19 protein-coding genes are annotated in these 21114 nt (G+C 62.3%); 12 read left to right on the top strand and 7 right to left on the bottom strand.

Going from position 1 to position 21114, the window contains the following annotated elements:
• The first annotated feature begins 61 nt into the window (after window positions 1–61).
• Window positions 62–484, top strand: coding sequence for an SET domain-containing protein (locus AC0QTX_RS24845; RefSeq protein WP_474606487.1), 423 nt, complete (start codon window positions 62–64; stop codon window positions 482–484).
• 12 nt (window positions 485–496) lie between these two features.
• Here the strand turns inward: AC0QTX_RS24845 and AC0QTX_RS24840 are convergent, their stop codons facing one another.
• Genes AC0QTX_RS24840 through uxaC form a run of 6 tightly spaced genes read right to left on the bottom strand, consistent with a single transcriptional unit; the run spans window position 497 to window position 7488 of the window.
• Window positions 497–1975 (bottom strand): mannitol dehydrogenase family protein, encoded by a 1479-nt coding sequence (locus AC0QTX_RS24840; RefSeq protein ID WP_474606486.1) that lies wholly within the window; start codon window positions 1973–1975, stop codon window positions 497–499.
• A 7-nt stretch (window positions 1976–1982) separates the two neighbouring features.
• Window positions 1983–2825, bottom strand: a complete 843-nt coding sequence (locus tag AC0QTX_RS24835) for an ABC transporter permease (protein WP_474606485.1) — start codon at window positions 2823–2825, stop codon at window positions 1983–1985.
• Between the two features lie 4 nt (window positions 2826–2829).
• Window positions 2830–3741: an ABC transporter permease gene (locus AC0QTX_RS24830; RefSeq protein WP_474606484.1), complete on the bottom strand. Its 912-nt coding sequence runs from the start codon at window positions 3739–3741 to the stop codon at window positions 2830–2832.
• The gene (locus tag AC0QTX_RS24825; RefSeq protein ID WP_474606483.1) at window positions 3741–4826 is read right to left on the bottom strand and encodes an ABC transporter ATP-binding protein; all 1086 of its coding nucleotides are present in this window, start codon (window positions 4824–4826) and stop codon (window positions 3741–3743) included. Before AC0QTX_RS24825 ends, AC0QTX_RS24830 begins: the two co-directional genes overlap by 1 nt.
• Before the next feature lie 20 nt (window positions 4827–4846).
• A complete protein-coding gene (locus AC0QTX_RS24820) occupies window positions 4847–6034 on the bottom strand; it encodes an ABC transporter substrate-binding protein (RefSeq protein WP_474606482.1) in 1188 nt (395 codons plus the stop codon).
• Window positions 6035–6084: 50 nt separating this feature from the next.
• On the bottom strand, window positions 6085–7488 hold the full coding sequence (uxaC, locus tag AC0QTX_RS24815; protein WP_474606481.1) for a glucuronate isomerase: 1404 nt from the start codon (window positions 7486–7488) through the stop codon (window positions 6085–6087).
• A gap of 123 nt (window positions 7489–7611) precedes the next feature.
• On the opposite strand from uxaC, the gene AC0QTX_RS24810 reads away from it, so the two are divergent.
• Both AC0QTX_RS24810 and uxuA read left to right on the top strand, forming a co-directional pair.
• Window positions 7612–8340, top strand: coding sequence for a GntR family transcriptional regulator (locus AC0QTX_RS24810; RefSeq protein ID WP_474606480.1), 729 nt, complete (start codon window positions 7612–7614; stop codon window positions 8338–8340).
• Window positions 8341–8384: 44 nt separating this feature from the next.
• A complete protein-coding gene (uxuA, locus tag AC0QTX_RS24805; RefSeq protein ID WP_474606479.1) occupies window positions 8385–9581 on the top strand; it encodes a mannonate dehydratase in 1197 nt (398 codons plus the stop codon).
• 15 nt (window positions 9582–9596) lie between these two features.
• Here the strand turns inward: uxuA and AC0QTX_RS24800 are convergent, their stop codons facing one another.
• Window positions 9597–10745, bottom strand: a complete 1149-nt coding sequence (locus AC0QTX_RS24800) for an amidohydrolase (protein WP_474606478.1) — start codon at window positions 10743–10745, stop codon at window positions 9597–9599.
• A gap of 198 nt (window positions 10746–10943) precedes the next feature.
• Here AC0QTX_RS24800 and AC0QTX_RS24795 point away from each other — a divergent pair, with 198 nt between their 5' ends.
• From AC0QTX_RS24795 to AC0QTX_RS24755, 9 genes are all read left to right on the top strand, one after another.
• Complete coding sequence (locus AC0QTX_RS24795; RefSeq protein ID WP_474606477.1) at window positions 10944–11825, top strand: SDR family oxidoreductase; 882 nt, start codon at window positions 10944–10946, stop codon at window positions 11823–11825.
• A 219-nt stretch (window positions 11826–12044) separates the two neighbouring features.
• Window positions 12045–12821, top strand: coding sequence for a FadR/GntR family transcriptional regulator (locus tag AC0QTX_RS24790; RefSeq protein WP_474606476.1), 777 nt, complete (start codon window positions 12045–12047; stop codon window positions 12819–12821).
• Complete coding sequence (locus AC0QTX_RS24785; protein ID WP_474606475.1) at window positions 12811–13872, top strand: ABC transporter ATP-binding protein; 1062 nt, start codon at window positions 12811–12813, stop codon at window positions 13870–13872. Before AC0QTX_RS24790 ends, AC0QTX_RS24785 begins: the two co-directional genes overlap by 11 nt.
• The gene (locus AC0QTX_RS24780) at window positions 13869–14972 is read left to right on the top strand and encodes an ABC transporter ATP-binding protein (protein WP_474606474.1); all 1104 of its coding nucleotides are present in this window, start codon (window positions 13869–13871) and stop codon (window positions 14970–14972) included. The genes AC0QTX_RS24785 and AC0QTX_RS24780 overlap by 4 nt, the downstream gene beginning before the upstream one ends.
• Window positions 14973–15011: 39 nt before the next feature.
• On the top strand, window positions 15012–16511 hold the full coding sequence (locus tag AC0QTX_RS24775; protein ID WP_474606473.1) for an ABC transporter substrate-binding protein: 1500 nt from the start codon (window positions 15012–15014) through the stop codon (window positions 16509–16511).
• 76 nt (window positions 16512–16587) lie between these two features.
• Complete coding sequence (locus AC0QTX_RS24770) at window positions 16588–17535, top strand: ABC transporter permease (RefSeq protein WP_474606472.1); 948 nt, start codon at window positions 16588–16590, stop codon at window positions 17533–17535.
• Window positions 17532–18407, top strand: coding sequence for an ABC transporter permease (locus AC0QTX_RS24765; RefSeq protein ID WP_474606471.1), 876 nt, complete (start codon window positions 17532–17534; stop codon window positions 18405–18407). The genes AC0QTX_RS24770 and AC0QTX_RS24765 overlap by 4 nt, the downstream gene beginning before the upstream one ends.
• 23 nt (window positions 18408–18430) lie before the next feature.
• Window positions 18431–20224 carry a gamma-glutamyltransferase family protein gene (locus AC0QTX_RS24760; protein ID WP_474606470.1) on the top strand — a complete coding sequence of 598 codons (1794 nt, stop codon included), beginning with the start codon at window positions 18431–18433 and terminating at the stop codon, window positions 20222–20224.
• A gap of 12 nt (window positions 20225–20236) precedes the next feature.
• Window positions 20237–20959, top strand: coding sequence for a DUF1028 domain-containing protein (locus AC0QTX_RS24755; protein WP_474606469.1), 723 nt, complete (start codon window positions 20237–20239; stop codon window positions 20957–20959).
• Window positions 20960–21114: the final 155 nt, after the last annotated feature.

Raw genomic sequence — 21114 nt, 5'->3', positions numbered from 1 at the left:
CTGGAGAAGATCGAGCCGCGTCCCATCTTTGATGGACGATGCAGTGGAGCTTTACAGAATTATGAGTGTCAAAAGGCCGGAAGGCCCCTTTCGTATCGGGCGGTCCGAAACCGGCCTCGGCCTCTTCGCGACCGACGTTATCGAGAAGGGCTCTTTCATTATCGAATATATCGGGCCTCGGATCACGAGCGAGGAGGTCGAAAGACGCCGGAATACCCGCTACCTGTTCGAGATCAACAGCCGCTGGACCATCGACGGCTCGCCGCGCTGGAACACCGCGCGCTACATCAACCACTCATGCCGTCCGAACGCGCAGGCTACCGTCTCGCGGGGCAAGATACGCATCAAGTCGATCAAGCGCATCAAGCCCGGCGAGGAGATCACCTACAATTACGGGAAGAATTATTTCGAGACCTTCATCAAGCCGATGGGCTGCAGGTGCAACTCCTGCCAGAAAAAGCGTGAAAAGGAAGCCGCCGCTTAGGTCTCACGAGCCTTAGGGCGCCCTGAACTCCGATACGGTGCGCCTTGCCCCAAGCGCATAGAGCCGCGTCAGGTGTGCCACGACCTCGCCTGTGAAGCGGGAGTCAACCGGCAGATCGTCTCCGAAGATCTCGCGGATGCCGAACAGGCCGCGCGCCAGATTTTCGGCCGATTCCCCTGCCCTGTCCGCCACCGCCCTCAGGCGCTCCGCCATGGGATCACGCACGTCGATGGATCCACCCTTCTCGTCGACGCCGGTCACATAGCGCATCCAGGCCGCGACCCCGAGGGACAGCCGCCCGATCGTTTCCCCGGTGCGCAGACGGTCGCGGATCGTGCCGAGAAGGCGCTGGGGGAGCTTCTGCGATCCGTCCATCGCGATCTGCCACGTGCGATGCTTCAAGGCCGGGTTCTTGAATCGCTCGACAAGGGCGGTTTTGTAAGATTCTAGATCGGCACCCTGCGGCATGTGCAGCGTCGGGGTGACCTCCTCGTCCATGAGGCCCCGGATCAGCCTGACGAAGGCCTCGTCGGCCATGGTGTCGGCAACGGTCTCATAGCCGGCGAGATAGCCGAGATAGGCAAGCGTCGAGTGGCTCCCATTGAGCAGCCTGAGCTTCATGTGCTCGTAGGGCTCCACGTCGCCCACGAACTCGGCGCCGGCCATTTCCCAGGCCGGGCGCCCTTGCGGGAAGCGGTCCTCGATCACCCATTGCGTGAAAGGCTCAGTGACGACCGGCCACGCGTCCTCCACGCCTAGGGCCTCGCCAATCCGCTCCCGATCCTGATCGCTTGTGGCCGGCACGATCCGATCGACCATTGTCGAGGGGCAGGAAACCTCATCAGCCACGAACCGCCCGAGTTCCGGATCAATCAGTTCGGCAAAGCGTGTGAGAACGCGCTTCACGGTACGGCCGTTGGAGGGAAGGTTGTCGCAGGTCAACACCGTGAATGGCGGCACGCCCTCCATGCGCCGGCGGCGCAGGGCCTCGATGATGAAGCCTGGGGCGGATTTCGGGGTCCTCGGATAAGCCAGATCATGCACGATATCGGGATGGGCCTCGTTCAAGGCACCCGTCGCCGGATCGTGGCAGTAGCCTTTTTCTGTGACGGTCAAGGTCACGATACGCGTTTGAGGATCTGCCATCGCCTCCAGCAGGTCATCCGTCTCGCGGGGGGCGACGATGATGCGTCGGATCGATCCGATCACCCGGAGCGCCTCACCCTCCTGCGAACGGACAGAGACTGTGTAGAGCCCATCCTGCGGCTGCAGCGCATCATAGGTATCGGGGCTTCGCAGGCTTGCGGCCACGATGCCCCATTGAGGATCCTGCGCCAGAACATCGTCCGTGTAGACGGCCTGGTGCGCCCGGTGGAACGCGCCGACGCCGAGATGGACGATGCCTGTCTTTATGGCCCTCCGGTCATAGGCGGGACGTCGAACTCCCCTAGTCAGGTCCGCAAGGTTATCGTCGTTCAGGCGATCTGACATCGGAACCTCAATGGGCCGGCTGCTGCTTTGCACGGGTGACGATCTGCGTCGGGTTGACGAAGCGCAGGGCGATGATGAGCCAGATCAGGGTCGTGACCATGTAGATCACCGCCATGGCATCGATGGACTGCACCGCACGCACGCCGGCTGCGAAGACGGAGTAATAGAGCGCCACCACGAGGGTCTGGCTGGTCGGCCCTGCGACGAGGAAGGTCAGCTCAAACATGGCGATGGTGCGCACCAGAACCAGCAGCAGCGCCGCCAGAATGCCCGGAAGGAGCAGCGGCAGGAGCACGTACACGAAGAGCTTGAAGGTGTTGGCCCCGAAGACGCGGGCAGCCGCCTCGATCTTCGGATCGATCTGCTCGATGAACGGGATCATGACCAGGATCACGAAGGGCACGGTCGGCACGAGATTGGCCGCCACAACGCCCCAAAAGGTGCCCGCCAGACCCGTCTGGTAGAGCACGGTTGCCAGCGGGATGCCAAAGGTCATCGATGGGATCAGGAGCGGCAGCAGGAAGAGCAGCACGAGAAGCCGCTTGCCTGGAAAGTCACGGCGCGCCAGTGCATAGGCGGCGGTCACCCCAAGGACGCCCGAGATGAAGACCACGGCGCCGATGACCTGAAAGGTGACGATCAGGACGTCCCATAGCTGGAACTCGCTCCAGGCGGACGAGTACCAACGCGTGGTCCAGCCTGCCGGGAGCCAAGTGCCGAGCCAGCGGGTGGCGAAGGAGTTCGTCACTACAGTGGCGATCATGGCGAAAAGGTTGACGACGAAGAAGCCGACGGTTGCCCAGATGGCAGCAGCCCAGAGCTTGGAGCCGATTGTGGTATCGCGGATCATCGGCTTACCCTTTCGCGCCGGATGCAGGACCGCGGTAGAACAATCCGCGGGAGGCGAGCACGACCAAGACAATGGCAAGCTGGACGAAGCCCATGATCATCGCAATCGCAGAGGCCATGGAGTAGTCGTATTCTTCGAAAGCCGCCGTTGCTGCCGCAATCGATATGACGCGGGTGACGCCTGCGGGCTCCCCGAGCAGCACCGCCGAAGGAAATACCGAGAAGGCCTGCACGAAGGACAGGCAAAACGTGATGGCGAAGCCCGGCATCAGCAGCGGCAGGTACACATGGCGGAAACGCTGCCACGCATTGGCTCCGAGGGTCGCCGCCGCCTGCTCGAGTGCCGGATCGATGCCCGTGACGTAGGAGAGGGTCAGCAGGAAGGTGAACGGGAACCCAGTGATCACAAGTGAGGCGAAAACGCCCCAGTAATTGTGAACGAGCTTCAAGGGCTGCGAAATCAGGCCGAAGGTGAGCAAGGTCCGATTGAACCAGCCCTGCGGTCCGAGATAGTTCAACAGTCCTTCAGCCACGAGGACCGTGCCGAGAGTGATCGGGAGAACGAGAATCGTGGTCAGAAGGCGCTGGCGTCGCATGAGGCGCACGCGGAACGCGATCGGCACCGCCAGCAAGAGGTTGACGAGGGTGACGGGAATTGCGAGCCAGAGCGTGTTGGCAATCGTCTTATAGAGAAACGGATCCGAGAAGAAGCGTCTGTAATTGGCGAGCCAGTCTCCACCAGCCTTGGGCTCAAACGACAGTACGAAGCCGAAGGCGAAGGGATAGATGAAGAGCAGCAGCGTGAAGATGGCGGCAGGAATGACGAGCAGAGTTACCGCATCAACCCCCCTGGCGGCCAGCCGCTGGCGCAGGCTGGGTCCGTGTTCGACGGCAGGCGCGTGAGCAACGGCGTCCATTACTGCCTCCCTTGAACAGGCTCCGCGAACACGAGAATGCGTTCGTCCTCCGTCCGCAAATGTATCCTCGATCCCAGCTCTACAGGCACATGAGAGCGGAAGACGAAATCCAGCCCGCCGGCCGAATGGGCAGTCCCGACGAACTCACGACCGCGGTACTCGATGGTGTCGACGGTTGCGGCAATGGCGTTCGGTCCGGGCTCTCCGACCTCGAGATCATCAGACCGGATGGCAGCATAGGCCGTCGAGCCAACGGATACCCGTTCACGGGCGACGCCGCTGATCCGTGCGCCCTCCACGTCCAGGATGGTACGATTGCCTTCGAGGGCGACGACCTTCCCTTTCAGCTTGTTGCGAAAGCCCATGAAGTCAGCCACATCGAAATGAGCCGGTGCCTCGTAGAGCTCCTTCGGCGAGCCAACCTGCCGGACCACACCGTCCCGCAGCACGACGATGCGGTCTGCGAGCGACAGGGCCTCGTCCTGGTCGTGGGTCACGTAGATGGTGGTTGCTCCAAGCTCGTTGTGAATGCGCCGGATCTCAGCCCGCATCTCAAGGCGCAGCTTGGCATCGAGGTTTGAGAGCGGCTCATCCATCAAGACCAGAGGCGGCTCGATGACGATGGCGCGGGCGATCGCTACGCGCTGCTGCTGGCCGCCGGAGAGCTGACCAGGCAGTTTGTTCTCCTGCCCCTGAAGGCGGACGAGGTTCAAGGCCTCATCCACTTTGCGGTCGATCTCAGCCTTGGGACGGCCCCGCATCTTCAAGCCGAAGCCGATGTTCTGGCGGACATTGAGATGGGGAAAGAGCGCATAGTTCTGGAAAACCATCCCGAACCCGCGTTCTTCGGGACGCAGGGTGTCCACCCTGTTTTTGTCGAGCCAGATTGCTCCACCGGTCACAGGAAGAAGGCCCGCGATGCAGTTCAATGTCGTCGACTTCCCGCAGCCGGAAGGTCCGAGCAGGGCGATGAACTCGCCCCGGCGGATGGTGAGGGAGACGTCGCGCAAGGCATTGAGTGCCCCGAAGTCGCGGCTCACACGATCGAGCCGTACTTCGTCGAATTGGGAAAGGGCTATGGTCATCGCGGGTCCTTGGTTTCGATTTACTTGCGCTTGCCGCCGGCGACCTGCTCGTCCCACATGCGGAAGGCGACGACCATCTGCTCGGGCTGAAGCGGCAATTCGATCGGGTTCTCGGCGATCCACTTCTCGTATTCGGGACGACCGTATTCCTTGATGGCGGCCTGGCTTTCCGGAGGAGCCATGTCGAGGGTCACGCCCTTCACGGCCGGACCCGGATAGAAGTAGCCTTCATCATAAGTATAGGCTTGCTGCTCCTTGGTGAGCAGGAAGTTCATGAGATCGAGGAGCACCGCGACCTTCTCGTTCGGTAGGCCCTTGGGCACGCACATGTAGTGGGCGTCCGCCACCCAGTGGAAGCCCTTGAGGGCCGCCACCTTGGCCTCCTTCGGCACAACGCCGAGAACACGCGGGTTGATGTCCCAGCCGGTGGTCGACACGGTCATGTCGCGGGAGCCTTCGCCCAGCTCCTTCATCACAGCGCCGGTGCCGGACGGGTAATACTCGATGTTCTGCCCCAGCTCCTTCAGATAGGCCCAGGTCTTGTCCCAGCCCTTCGCCGGATCCTGCGGATTACTGTCGCCCAGGATGTAGGGCAAGCCCATGATGAAGGTCCGGCCCGGACCGGAATTTGCAGGGCGCGCGTAGATGAAGCGTCCTGGATTGGCCTTGGTGTAGGCGAGCAGCTCTTCGGCCGTGGTCGGCACGCTCTTCACCTTGTCGGGCATGTACTCGAGCAGCGGACCGGAAGGATAATAGGTCACGACGACGCCCTGACCTTTGGCGAGGCCCTGCATCTTTGCTGCGGCCGGCAGATAGATGTCGTCGAGCTTCGGCAGTGCATTCGCATGGCCGGGGATCAGATCGACCCACAGCTTCTGCTCGATGCCGGCGGAGAGCGCATCGGTACCGGTGAGCACGAGGTCGATATCGACGCGGCCTGCATCCTGCTGCGCCTTGATCTTGCCGGCAAGCTCGGGAGCGGTTGCCTTGGTGAAGGAGATGCGCGAGACGAGGTTCGGCTTTGCCTTGCGGTAGTTCTCGATGGCCTTCTGCGTCAGCGCGAGATTGCCGGCGACATCGATGATGTTGAGCGTGACCGGGCTCGTCGGCAGATTGGCTTGGGCAAAGCTCGTGCCGCCGAGAGCGGCAACGCCTGCGGCGCCGGCGACACTGCCGACAAAGGTCCGCCTGGTGATCAGGTTCGTCATGTTCTTCCTCCCGTTCTGTGCGACATGGCTCTTTTGATCCATGTCCCGTGTCACAGCTTGTAGGCCTCTTTCGCGAGGCGATAGGCAAGATCGTAAGCCACCTCGTGCGCCTCATCCTCATCGAGGCGATGCGTCATTACGAGATTGGCTAGATAGGCGCAGTCGACCCGGCGGGCCACATCGTGCCGGGCCGGGATGGAAAGATAGGCACGCGTGTCGTCGTTGAAGCCGACCGTGTTGTAGAAGCCTGCGGTCTCCGTTGTAAGTTCGCGGAATCGGTGCATGCCTTCCGGCGCATCGAAGAACCACCAGGCCGGGCCCAGCTTCAAGGCCGGGTAATGCCCGGCGAGGGGCGCCAGCTCTCGGGAATAGCTCGTCTCATCCAGGGTGAAGACGATGATGGTCAGGTTCGGCTCATTGCCGAAGCGGTCGAGAAGCGGCTTGAGTGCGCGAACGTAATCGGTCTGCGAGGGTATGTCGGCACCCATGTCGCGGCCGAAGCGGCGGAAAAGCGCCTCGTTGTGATTGCGGAAGGAACCGGGATGGATCTGCAGGACCATGCCGTCCTCCACGCTCATGGCCGCCATCTCTGTCAGCATCTGGGCGCGAAACAGTTCCGCATCCTCAGGCGTCACATCCCCCGACGATACGCGACGGAACAGCGTTTCCGCATCGCCATGCGAGAGATTGGCCGTCCGGGCTGTCGGGTGGCCATGGTCGGTGGAGGTCGCACCGTATTGCCGGAAGAATGCACGCTGCTTGCGGTGCGCCTCGAGATACCCGCTCCAGGTGAAGGTGTCGCAGCCCGTGATCTCACCGAAGCGGGCAAGGTTCTGCCGGAAGCCTTCGAACTCGGGATCCACAACGGGATCAGGCCGATAGGCGGTAACTACCCTGCCCTTCCAACCTGACTGCCGGATGGTCTCATGATGCTTCAGAGGATCGAGCGGGCTTTCAGTCGTGGCGATCGCCTCAATGCGGAATCGCTCGAAAAGCGCTCGAGGGCGGAACTCTGGCGTTCGCAGGACTTCGTCGATCCGGTCATAGTAAGCATCTGCATTTGCAGACGAAAGGCGCTCCGCGAACCCGAACAGAGTTGCGAAGGTATGGTCAAGCCAAGCACGTGTCGGCGTGCCCCTGAAGAGATAATAATGAGCAGCGAAGCGGCGCCAAATCGTACGCGGATCTCGCTCGACAGGGCCGCCATCCTTCACCGGAATGCCAAGATCTTCCAGGCGCACGCCCTGGCTGTAGAGCATGCGGAAGATGTAGTGGTCGGGAATCACGAACAGCGCGGCTGGATCAGCAAACGGTTCGTTCTCCGCATACCATCGCGGATCCGTATGACCGTGCGGGGAGATGATGGGCAGATCCCTGATCTCCGCATAAAGCCTGCGCGCCACCTCACGGGCAGCGGGCTCTACCGGAAAAAGCCGGTCCGGATGGATCAGCATAGCGTTCTCCCTTGGCGCAGCAGGCAAGCCATTTGCGACGACTTCCAAGTGCCTCATTACCGATGACCATATGACGATCCAGAACCGTTTGCAATGGTCTACTAGTATGGTAGTGTGCCACTTATGAATGATAGAAGCCTCCTTGCAAAGCTCGATATCAGCCGCGAACCCATGGCCCGGCAGGTTACGCGCGCCTTGCGCCAAGCCATCGTCAGCATGAGGATTTCACCCGGCGAGATGCTGTCAGAACAGGACCTTGCGCAGCGATTCGGCGTCAGTCGCTCACCGGTGCGCGAGGCCTTGATCAAGCTGAGCGAGGCTGGACTGGTGCGGGTTCTGCCGCAGCGCGGCACTCAGGTCGTCAAGATCTCACGGGCTGCCGTGGAGGATGCGCGGTTCATCCGTCAGGCAGTCGAATGCGCAGTTGTCCACGAAGCCGCACTCAAGGCTTCACCCGTCATGCTCGCCGAACTGAATGCCAGCTTGGCCCGGCAGCGCCGCGCCCAGCGGGCCACCTCGTCGGACGATTTCATGGCTCTCGACGAGGAGTTTCATCGCCTCCTGGCAGAGGCTGCAGGCCGACCGGCAGCCTGGCGCATGATCGAGGATGTGAAGCCTCAAATGGACCGGGTGAGATACCTTGACGTGAAGCAGGCCACCCCGCGCCACACCATCGTGGCGCAGCACGCGCTGATCGTCGATGCCATCAAGGCGTCCGATCCGGTTGCAGCGGAAAAAGCGATGCATCAGCACTTAAGCGAAATTCTCCGCTCGCTGCCGGAACTTGCGGCGCAGTACCCTGACCTGTTCGAACCGGAACACGACGTTGCTGCACAGGCGCTCAGCGCGTGAGATCGGCTACGACACAATCGGCTCAAATCTGAAGAGGCAAACCCATGGAACAAGCTTGGCGCTGGTTCGGCCCTGAAGACGTCATCAAGCTGTCCCATGTCTGCCAGACTGGCGCCACGGGAATCGTGACGGCATTGCACCACATTCCATACGGCATCGTCTGGAGCATCGAGGAGATCGAGAAGCGCAAGGCGCTCATCGCTGCCGATCCTTCGCTCGGCCTTCGCTGGAGCGTGGTAGAAAGTCTACCGATTCACGAGAGCATCAAGATCGGCGAGGGCGACCTGAAGCCCCTGTTCGACAATTACCGGCAATCCCTGCGCAATCTGGCCCAGTGCGGCATCACCACAATCTGCTACAACTTCATGCCGGTTGTGGACTGGACGCGGACCGAACTCGCCTACCCTCTGCCCGGCGGTGGTACGGCCCTGCGCTTCAACGCGCACGAATTCGCTGCCTTCGACTGCTTCATGCTGCAGCGCGCAGGTGCGGAGGCGGATCATCTGCCTGAAGTGCTGAAGAAGGCAAAGGAGTGGTATGACCGCTCATCCGAAGCAGACCGGCGCCAGCTTCTGTCGAACATCATGGCCGGCCTGCCTGGCGCCTATGACCGCTACGACATCCCTGGCCTGCGCGTCATGCTCGACCGCTATCGGGACATCGACGCCGGAGCACTCCGCGAAAACCTCGCCCGCTTCCTGCGAGAGGTGATCCCGACTGCGGAAGAAGTCGGCATCCGCATGTGCATCCATCCCGACGATCCGCCGCGTCCACTCATGGGCTTGCCGCGCATCGTGTCCAATGCGCAAGATATCACCTTCATCCTTGAGGCAGTCGACTCGCCTGCGAACGGCCTTACCCTCTGCAGCGGCTCTCTCGGAGCCAATCCAGTCAACGATGTTCCGGCCATTGCCAAGCAATTCGCGAACCGCATCTGGTTCGCCCACCTGCGCAACGTGGCCAAGGAGCCGGATGGCTCGTTCATGGAAGCAGACCATCTCGGCGGCGATACCGACATGGTGGCTCTGGTGACGGTGCTGCTGGAAGAGCAGAAGCGCCGCATGAATGCCGGAGACGCGCATTGGCGTATCCCCATGCGTCCAGACCATGGCCACGAGCTTCTCGATGACGTGGGCAAGCCGACCCATCCGGGCTACCCGGCCATCGGCCGCTTGCGCGGCCTTGCCGAGCTTCGCGGCGTGATGAAAGCCGTCTCGGCCCTGCGCAACCTGCCGCTCTGAGGATCGAGGGAAGCCCTATCCGAGCAGGTTGCGCAATGTCCGCATGAATACACGGGCGCCGATGGGGATCAGATCATCGGGGAAGTCATAGTCGGGGTTATGCAGGCTGGGGTGCTTCTCGCCGGCCCCGAGGAAAAACATGGCCGCGGTTGCCTTCTGGCCGAACCGCCCGAAATCCTCCGAGGCCCGCAGCGGCAGATCACCCACGTCATACGGCACACCCTCGGCTTCAAGCGCCTGACGCAGATGCGCGACCGCTTCCGGGGCGTTCTCGCAATGGTGAAAGATGTCGTCGTAGGACACCTCGACCCCCAGCCCCCGCTCCCGCGCGGCGCTCAGCACCAGTTGCTCTGCGCTTGCGCAGAGCTCCTCCATTCCCGCATCGGTGAGGGTCCTCAGGGTCGCCCAGATCTCCCCATGGGCGGGCGCCACCCCAAAGGCCGGCTCGCCGATCCTCGCATGGGTTACCGTCACCATGGAGAAGCCCTCCTCGAGTGGTCCACCTCTGCCGAGTGCCGTGAGCTGCGGCATCAGCTGGGCAACGACGTTTACAGGCGACAGGCCGGTCTCGGGCATGGAGGCATGAGCGGTCTTGCCCGTGAGCACGATTCGCATGCCCCGGGAGGCACAGTTGACCGGCCCCTCCGTGAGTGCCACCCGGCCGAAAGGCAGACCGGGCACATTGTGCAGGGCGAAGGCGAAGTCCGGCGCAATCTGTCGGAACCGTGGATCGGCCACAACGGCTGCCGCGCCGGAGCCGTCTTCTTCCGCCGGTTGGAACATCAGGATGGCACGGCCGCGCTGCGGCCGCTGGCGGCCGAGCTCCCGCGCCAGCGCCGCCAGGATCGCCATGTGGCCGTCATGCCCGCACAGATGACCTTTGCCAGCCGTGGCGGAGCGATGAGGGGCATCGGAGATTTCCTGAATCGGCAACCCATCGAGCTCGGCGCGCACCATCACGGTCGGTCCGGGCTGCCGGCCCTCGTAGACGGCGGCAATGCCATGTCCGCCAAGATCAGTGAGGGTCCAGTCGGGGTGGGTCCCCTTGAGAAACGCCTGGACCTCGCGCGCGGTCTCTGCCTCCTGCCGCGAGAGTTCAGGCATGCTGTGGAGCTTGCACCGGAAAGCTACCAGCTCGACCATGTCTTGGTTGGTCAGGACCATCGATCACCTCCACGCGGATGCTGCCGGAAAGGCAAAGCGCAACGGTTGATTCTGCCTTGCTGCGATCAGGGTTATGGCGGGAGTCCGGAGTATGATCAACCCGGATGAGGGCCTCATCGTGCATACATCCGGCTCGCTGATGATTGCCGGGTTTTGGGAGTATCGCTAAGTTGGCCCGAGCTGAGGGCACTCGATCTCATGAACATGTTCATTTTCGGCCTGGGTTACACGGCCCTGCAGTTCGTTCACCATTACCGCCACAGGTTCACGGATGTCAGCGGCACCGTTCGTTCCGCGGAAAAAGCGGAGACGCTTTCGACATGCGGAATACGAGCTTTCCGATTTCATGGCACAGCTTTCGACCCTGACATTCTACGGCATCTGGAACGAACGGAGGCCCTCCTGATCTCCGCCCCGCCCGAAGGCGGAAGAGACCCTGTTCTGGAGCAGTTTTCCAAAGTCATCTCCGGTGCCCCTCACCTGCGCTGGGTTGGTTATCTATCGACAGTCGGCGTTTATGGCGATGCGGCCGGAGCTTGGGTCGAAGAGACGACGCCGCCCAATCCGGCGACAGCGCGAGCTCGCCACCGCATTGCCGCCGAACGGCAATGGCTCGAGATGGGAGCCGGTGCTCCCTTTGCCGTGCAGATCTTCCGGCTCGCCGGCATCTACGGACCGGGACGGAACGCTCTGGCCAAGGTTGCGGACGGTACGGCCAAGCGCATCGTCAAACCAGGGCAGGTCTTCAATCGTATCCATACGGAAGACATCGCCCAGGTCCTGATGGCCTCCATCGAACATCCGGTCCCGAACGCCATCTACAATGTGGCAGACGATGAGCCCGGGCCGCCTCAGGATGTGATCGCCTATGCGGCTGAACTGCTCGGCCGCGAACCGCCACCCGAAATTCCCTTCGACGAGGCGGAGCAGACGCCGATGGCCCGCGCGTTCTACGAGGACAACAAGCGTGTCCGGAATGCCCTGATCAAGTCCGAACTGGGCGTGATGCTCCGGTATCCCACCTATCGACATGGTCTTCAGGCGCTTTATGAGGCTGGCGAAGGGCCTTCCGCTGCATAGACCTTGAGCAGTCTGTCAATGGTCAGTGCAAGCGCAGACTCAGGGTCAAAGATCCGTTGACGACGGAAGCATCATCATCGACTAACGAACCATAATCGAACCACTTGCAAATTGGTTCGGGATCAGGCTAGCCTTGTTGCGCTGAAGCCGTCAGAGGCGCAACAAGAGATCGTTGCTGCCGCACCGGTAGTAAGATTGGTTCACAGGGAGCTGGATTTCATGTCCAACCCGGGTGCTTCAGAGGACAGCTCCAACTTCGCTCTCGGGCGGTTGAGGGCTCTCCTGGATGACAGCTCCTTCGAGGGAGAGCTGCGGCTCCCGGCCGAGCGGGTGCTGGCGGCCCAGATCGGGATCGGACGCCGCGCCTTGCGGCGGGCGCTCGAGGTGCTGGAGGCGGAGGGGCGGATCTGGCGGCATCAAGGCAAGGGAACCTTCGTAGGCCCGCGCCCGGCTCATACGCCAACCAACCTCGCGGAACTGTCGAAGCGTACGCATCCGCTCGAAGTGATGGATGTTCGCCTGGAAATCGAGCCTGCCCTCGCCCGACTGGCGGCCATGCGCGCTACGAACGGCGACATCGAGCGGCTGCTGCGTCTGGCCGAGAAGACGGCTACATCGTCAGATGCGGATGGCAGAGAACTCTGGGACAGCGCCCTGCACCGGACGATTGCCGAGGCGGCCGGGAATTCCCTGCTCCTTGCGATCTTCGACATGATCGACCGCATTCGCCAGGACACCGCATGGCGGCTCCTGCGGGAGCGGGCACGTTCCGGTGAGCGTCAGCAGATCTATGTCGAGCAGCACCGCCGCGTGATCGCCGCGATCGCCCAGCGTGAGGCCCATGCGGCCGAGCATGCCATGCGCGAGCATCTCGAACTTGTACGCGAAGGCCTCCTGAAGGTCATGACCAGCCCCCTGCCCGACCAGATGGACGGACAGGTTCCGGAAACACCCGTGACAGCAAACACCAAAAAAGAGATCCGCCATGGGACATGAGGCATCCCGACAACCGAGTGCAGAGATTCATCATGTCGGCAATGCCGCTGTGACTTCTGAACCGCCGCTCCTGAACGTTCAGGGATTGTCCGTCCGATTCGATGGCGCTCCAAAGGGCGTGAATGTCGTCGACGACGTCAGCTTCTCGGTGTGCAAGGGCAAGACCCTCTGCATCGTCGGCGAATCCGGCTGCGGCAAGAGTGTGACTTCCCTGGCGCTCATGGGCCTTCTGCCGACCCCTCCGGCAAGGATCGTCGCGGGCTCGGCCACCTTCGATGGGAAGAACCTGCTGACGCTCACCGAGCGGGAGCGGGCGGATCTGCGCGGCGACAGGATGGCCATGATCTTCCAAGAGCCGATGACCTCGCTGAACCCGGCCTTCACCATCGGAGACCAGATCGCCGAGGGCATCGTCCGGCACCGCAAGGTTTCCAAGGCCGAGGCCATGAAGCGGGCGCTCGACATGCTCATGAAGGTGCGTATCCCTTCACCGGAGAAGCGTCTGCGCGCCTATCCGCATGAGATGTCCGGCGGCATGCGCCAGCGTGTGATGATCGCCATGGCGCTCGCGAACGATCCGGAGCTTCTGATTGCCGATGAGCCGACCACCGCGCTTGACGTGACGATCCAGGCGCAGATCCTCACTCTCATCAAACGCCTGCAGGAGGAGACCGGCACGGCGATGATCCTCATCACGCACGATCTCGGCGTCGTGGCCGAGGTCGCCGATGAAGTGGCCGTGATGTATGCCGGACATGTTGTCGAAAGCGGACCGGTCGAGGCCATCTTCGAGGATCCGCAGCACCCTTATACCATCGGTCTCATGGGCTCCGTTCCGTCGCTCGGCCGCCGTCAGGGCCGCCTAGCCACGATCCGCGGCACAGTGCCTCCGGCGGAGTTGATGCCAAAGGGATGCCGCTTCACGCCGCGCTGCCCCTTCTCCGACGCCCGGTGCGGCAATGAGCTTCCGCCACTCGGCGAGATCCGACCCGGCCACCTTGCCCGGTGCTGGTATGCACCCCTCGAACAAAAGCGTGGAGCAGCCGCATGAGCGTGATGGCAACCACCAGCGACGTCATCCTCGAGAGTGTTGATCTCAAGAAGCATTTCGGCGGCAGAGGCTTGCTGTCCTCACCCACGGTCATTCGAGCGGTCGACGGCGTGTCCCTCGACATCAGGCGCGGCGAGACGTTCGCGATCGTAGGCGAATCCGGCTGCGGCAAGTCCACCCTCGGCCGCCTCCTCCTCCGCCTGATCGAGCCGACCGCCGGAGACGTGCGCTATGAGGGCAGCTCGATCCTAAAGCTCAGCAAGACCGAGCTGCGCAGGTTACGCCGCGAGCTCCAGATCATCTTCCAGGATCCCTATGCCTCGCTCAATCCCCGAATGAATGTTGGCGACATCATCGCGGAACCCATCTGGCTGCACAACCTGGCGAGCGGATCTGAGAAGCGTGACCGCGTTTCGGATCTTATGCGTACGGTGGGCCTCCTGCCGACACACGCGGATCGCTACCCACACGAGTTCTCCGGCGGCCAGCGCCAGCGTATCGGCATCGCCCGGGCACTCGCCGGAGATCCGAAGCTGATCGTGGGTGACGAGCCGGTTTCGGCCCTCGATGTGTCGATCCAGGCACAGATCATCAATCTGTTGGAAGATCTGAAGAATCGTTTTGGCCTCACACTCGTCATCGTGGCGCACGACCTCGCGGTCATCAGGCACATGAGCGACAGGGTCGCGGTCATGTATCTCGGCGAGATCATGGAGCTGTCGGAGACGGATGCACTCTTCGACAATCCCCTGCATCCCTACACCCAGGCGCTTCTGGCTGCCATCCCAATTCCCAGCCCGGCGAGCCGACAGCCGAAGGCGCTTCTGCAAGGCGACGTGCCGAGTCCCGCAGCTCCCCCTTCGGGATGTCGCTTTCATACCCGTTGCCCCCATGCGCGTGCCGTCTGCAAGGAACAGCATCCGGCCCTTGAAGCGGCGCCGGACGGGCGCCGGGTGGCCTGCCATTTCTGGCGAGAAATCCAGGGAGCGGGCGCTGGCTCCATCAGCGCACCGCCCCCGAGCGCGGCGCTCGCCAAGCGTCTGGCGCTCTACCAAACTTGGCGTGAACGGCAGGATAAGCCCGTCGCGACGAGCCCCTGAAAGAGAACTGATCCAGAGGACTGTTGGAGGACGACACAAATGAAGAAAAGACTGCTCCTAGCCATGGCTGCCGGGCTCCTTGTGAGCACTGCTGCCTCCGCGCAGACCTTGCGCATCGGCCTGAACGAAGACCCGGACGTGCTCGATCCCCATCGCGCACGCACTTTCGTCGGCCGCATCGTGTTCACGTCGCTGTGCAACAAGCTTGTCGACATCACGCCGGACCTCAAGTTCACCCCGGAACTCGCCACCGAGTGGCAGTGGGGCGATGACGGAAAGTCGCTGACCTTCAAGCTGCGCCCCGGAGTGAAGTTCCACGATGGCGAGCCTCTGAACGCCGCCGCCGTGAAGGCCAACATCGACCGCGCCCGTACGCTGCCGGACTCGCTTCGCAAGAGCGAACTGACTTCGGTCGACAATGTCGAGGCCGTCGATGACCTGACCGTGAAGGTCAACCTTTCCCGCGCCGATGCGACCCTGCTGTCGCAGCTTTCCGACCGCGCCGGCATGATGATGTCGCCGAAGGCGATTTCATCGGCCGATTTCGGCCAGAAGCCCGTCTGCTCGGGTCCCTACAAGTTCGTCGAGCGAGTGCAGAACGACCGCATCGTGCTTGAGAAGTTCGCCGACCATTGGGATGCGAAGAACTTCACCTTCGACCGGATCGTGTTCCAGCCCATTCCGGACACCACCGTGCGCCTCGCCAACCTGCGCTCCGGCAACCTCGATCTGATCGAGCGCCTTGCCCCGAGCGACGTTCCCGCAGCCAAGGGCGATTCCAACCTGGTCTTCGCGCCCGTTTCCGGCATCGGCTACCAGGGCCTGACCATCAACACCAACAACGGTGAGCGCGCTAAGGGCCCGCTCGGCAAGGACAAGCGCGTCCGGCAGGCCTTTGAGCTCTCCATCGACCGCAACGTGATCAACGAAGTGGTGGGCGCAGGCATCTTCCCGCCGGCAGGCCAGCCCTTCCCGCAGGCGAGCCCCTACAATAATCCGAAGTTCGGTCCCACCACTCGCGACGTCGCTAAGGCAAAGCAGCTTCTGAAGGAAGCAGGGGTTGATCGGGTGAAGTTCGAGCTCACCTTCGGCACCAGCACCACGACCCAGCAGATCGCCGAGATCATCCAGGCCATGGCAGCCGAGACCGGGTTCGACATCACGCTGCGCCCGACCGAGTTTGCGGCCATGCAGAAGGAGGCCCAGGCGGGCAACTTCGACGTGAACGTGATCGGCTGGTCCGGCCGCGTCGATCCGGATGGAAACATCCACCCCTTCGTTACCTGCAAAGGTGCTCTGAACGATGGCAAGTACTGCAACGAGCAGGTTGACAAGCTCCTGAACGAGGCCCGGGTCATCAACGACGAGGCCAAGCGCAAGCAGCTCTACGATCAGGCTCAGGAGATCCTGAAGCAGGATCTGCCGATCATCTACACCTACTACCAGCCCTGGCCCTTCGTTCACACGAAGAAGGTTCAGAACTTCAAGCCCTATCCGGACGGCATGATCCGCCTGAAGGGCGTCAAGCTCGCCTCCTGATCGTTTGAAACCAGCGTGCCCGGTCTTTTTGGCCGGGCACGCTCCCTCCCTTCTCTGATGCAGGGTTTCTGGGCTGATGCTGCGCTACATCGGACGACGAATACTGATTGCCATCCCGACACTGATCATCGTGTCGCTTCTGGTCTTCGCCCTGCAGAAGCTCCTGCCCGGCGATCCGGTCCTCACCATGGCGGGAGAGGAGCGCGATCCGCAGGTATTGGAATATCTTCGCCAGAAGTATCGCCTGGATGACCCTATCCCGGTTCAATACTTCGCCTGGATCGGATCGGCCCTGACAGGCAATCTCGGTATTTCGCTGCGCACCGACATTCCCGTGCTCGATCTCATCATGAGCAAGCTCCCGGTTACCCTCGAGCTCGCCATCTTGGCCATGATCGTAGCGCTTGCCATCGGCATTCCAGCCGGCATCATTTCGGCGGTGAAGAAGGGAACGACCGTCGACTATGCCGCCAACGTGATCGCGCTGTCGGGCCTGTCGATCCCGAATTTCTGGCTCGGCATCATGCTCATCATGCTGATCTCGGTGCGCTGGCAGCTCCTGCCCGCTTCGGGATATGTGCCTCCGACCGAGGATCTGTGGCTCAACATCAAGACCATGATCATGCCTGCCTTCGTGCTCGGAACGGGCCTTGCCGCGAGCCTCATGCGGCATACCAGAAGTGCCATGCTCGGCGTCATGCGCTCCGATTATATTCGCACAGCCCGTGCCAAAGGGCTCCTGACGCGGAAGGTCATCCTGAAGCATGCCCTGCGCAATGCGCTCATTCCCATCGTGACGCTTTCCACCCTGCTCTTCGGTGAACTTCTCGCAGGGGCGGTGCTTACGGAACAGATTTTCACCATCCCTGGCTTCGGCAAGCTCATCGTGGACGCGGTGTTCAACCGCGACTACGCCGTCGTACAGGGCGTGGTCCTCTGCACGGCCGTCGGGTTCATCTTCATGAACCTGGTGGCGGACGTCCTTTACGTTCTCGTCAATCCCCGCCTGAGGCACTCAGCATGACCGCTACAGCCGTTGTCGCCGACGAGGTCGCCCTGCCGAAGAAGCGCAGCCGTGTGCTCTCAAAATTCCTGAAGAACAAGAGTGCCGTCGTCGGCGGAGCCATCGTGCTGTTCTTCATTCTGGCTGCCATCGTCGGCCCCTATCTTGCACCCTACGACCCGATCAAGCCGAGCTTCACGAGCATCCGCAAGGCACCATCGGCTCTGTTCTGGTTCGGCACCGACGAACTCGGCCGCGACATGCTCTCCCGCATGCTCTGGGGCGCGCGCGCCTCCATCATGGCCGGCGTTGTATCGGTCTTCATCGCCATCGTTCTCGGCGTGCCCTTCGGGCTTATCGCAGGCTATTTCGGCGGCTGGATCGATGCAACCATCTCGCGGGCTACGGATGCCATGCTGGCGATCCCATTCCTGATCTTCGCCATCGCGCTCGCGGCCTTCCTCGGCCCGAGCCTCACCAATGCGATGATCGCCATCGGTTTGTCAGCCATGCCGATCTTCATCCGCCTGACCCGCGGGCAGGTGCTGACGGTGAAAGCCGAGGACTACGTCGAGGGCGCGCGCGCCATCGGTCTTCCGGACTTCTGGATCATGCTGCGCTACGTTCTTCCCAACGTGCTGCCGCCGATCCTGGTCCAGGGCACGCTGACAATCGCCACGGCTATCATTGCTGAGGCGAGCCTGTCCTTCTTAGGATTGGGGCAGCAGCCGCCGAACCCCTCCTGGGGCTCCATGCTCAACACGGCCAAGAACTTCATGGATCAGGCGCCCTGGATGTCGATATTTCCGGGTTCGGCGATTTTCCTGATCGTGCTCGGCTTCAACCTTCTCGGCGATGGCCTGCGCGACGCGCTCGATCCTCGCGAACAGTAAAACGCAAAAAACGGATACGCATTATGTTTACGACACGGCCCGAGATCCTCGGCACCTTCGGCATCGTCACCTCGACCCATTGGCTCGCTTCTGCCGCCGGTATGACGATGCTGGAAAAGGGCGGCAACGCCTTCGATGCCTGCGTCGCCTCTGCCTTCGTCCTGCAGGTGGTCGAGCCTCACCTTGTCGGCCCGTCCGGCGAAGTTCCGGCCGTGTTCTACTCCGCCAACACTAAGAAGGTCGAAGTGCTCTGCGGGCAGGGTACGGCGCCGAAGGGTGCCACCATCGAGCACTATAAGCGCGAAGGGCTCAAGCTCATCCCCGGCAACGGCATGCTCGCCACAGTCGTGCCAGGTGCCTTCGATGCCTGGATGCTGCTGCTGCGCGATCACGGTCTTCTCTCCCTGAGGGAGGTGCTGGAGCCCGCCATCTACTATGCCGAGCAGGGTCACCCGCTGCTGCCGCGCGTCGCCGACACCATCAAGGGGTTAAAGGATTTCTTTCAAACCGAATGGCCGACCTCCGCCGCGGTTTACCTGCCCGGAGGCGAAGTTCCTAAGCCACGCCAATTGTTCCGGAACCCGCAGCTCGCCGACACCTGGAAGCGCATCATTCGTGAAGGCGAAGCCAAGGGCAGCGACCGCGAGGCGCAGATCGAGGCGGCGCGCAGCGCCTTCTACAAGGGCTTCGTGGCTGAGGCCATCGATGCCTTCGTCAGCAAGACCGAGGCGATGGACCAGAGCGGCTCGCGCCATCGCGGCGTGCTCAGCGCCGACGACATGGCTAACTGGCAGGCGTCCTACGATGCGCCACAGACCTACGAATACCACAACTTCCGGGTCAACAAGATCAGGCCATGGGGGCAGGGTCCCGTATTCCTTCAGACGCTGGCGCTGCTGAAGGACTTTGACCTGGCTGCCATGGGTCCGACCAGCGGCGAGTTCGTCCACACTGTGGTCGAAGCCATGAAGCTCGCCTTTGCTGATCGCGAGGCCTATTACGGCGACCCGGACTTCGTCGACGTGCCGATTGAGACGCTGCTGTCGGATGCTTACAACGACGAGCGCCGCAGGCTGATCACCGACAAGGCATCCCTTGATCTCCGCCCCGGCCGCATCGGGGGCTATGAGGCGCAGGTTGAGCGCACCCTGAAGGCGCTGCGCGAACTCTCGACCACGGACAAGAAGGTTTCCGGCGGAGAGCCGACGCTGGCCTCCATGCGCTCAGCCCGACGCGGCGACACTGTGCACATCGACGTCGTCGATCGTTTCGGCAACATGATCGCGGCCATGCCCTCCGGCGGCTGGCTGCAATCCTCTCCCGTCATCCCCGAGCTCGGCTTCATGCTCAACTCCCGCGCCCAGATGTTCTGGCTGGAAGAGAATCTGCCGGCGAGCCTCGCGCCGGGCAAGCGCCCGCGCACCACTCTCACCCCGACCCTCGCGGAGAAGGACGGCGAGCCCTACATGGTGTTCGGCTCCCCCGGCGGCGACCAGCAGGAGCAATGGCAGATGCTCCTTTTCCTGCGCCATGCCCATCACGGGCTTAACCTGCAGGAGTCCATCGACCTGCCGATGTCGCACACGGCACACTTCCCGTCCTCCTTCTATCCGCGCGAGCAGAAGCCCGGTCATCTCATGGCCGAGGAGACCTATGGCGCGGAGGTGCTGGATGATCTGCGCGCCCGCGGTCATGAGGTCGAGGTCGCGCCCGCCTGGACGGTCGGCCGTCTCGTAGCGGCAAGTCGAGACAAGGATGGCCTCCTGCACGGGGCCGCCACACCGCGCCTCATGCAGGCTTATGCGGTCGGACGCTAAGGAGCCCGGATCATGACCTGGTCGATCATCGCAAAGGATCCAGAAACGGACTCGTTCGGGGTTGCGGTCACCACTAAATTCTTCGCTGTGGGAGCGCTTTGCCCACATGGGACAGCCAAGATCGGCGCGCTTGCCACTCAGGCGCTGGTTAATCCGCTCTACGGAACGGACGGAATGCGGCTTCTGGCCGAGGGCCGAAGCGCGGAGGAGATCGTCGCAGTCCTCACTGCGCAGGATCCGGGTCGTGAGTCCCGCCAGCTTCACGTCATCGATCGCGACGGCAGAACCGCAGCCCATACAGGGCGGGAATGTATTGATTGGTGCGGACACCTGACAGATGAGGGTGTGTCCGTGGCCGGCAACATGCTGGCAGGTCCGCAGGTGATCGAGGCCACCCTCGAGACCTACAAGCGCCGCATGGATCTGCCCTTCCCGGATCGCCTACTGGCAGCGCTCGATGCCGGACAGGCCGAAGGCGGCGACAAGCGCGGCAAGCAATCGGCTGCCATAAAAGTGTGGCGTGATGAGCCCTACCCCATGCTCGACCTGCGCGTCGACGATCATGCCGAACCCCTGATAGAGTTGCGCCGGCTCTATGGCGTAGCCCATGAACGCTTTCTGGCTTTCATGGACGCTATGGCGACCCGCGCTAATCCCGGTGGCATCACAGATCGTTCCTGGATCGACCAGAGGGCGCGTGAGTATCAGGAGCGCTTTGCCGGAAGCGCATCATAGGCGTTTCTGCAACGCTCCCTTGCCGAAGGGTCCGAAAGATCCTACGGCCATTCTGGTTTTCTGCGGTGGACCTTACGATGTTCGGCATCCCTTTGTTCGATCTGGCTTGGCTCGTAGTCGCGCTCCTGGCAGCCGGTGCCATTACTGGCCTGCTG

It is taken from the genome of Microvirga sp. jy35 (genome assembly GCF_056148915.1).
The sequence above is the reverse complement of the archived record's forward strand: the minus strand, read 5'-3'. Positions and strand labels throughout refer to the sequence as shown.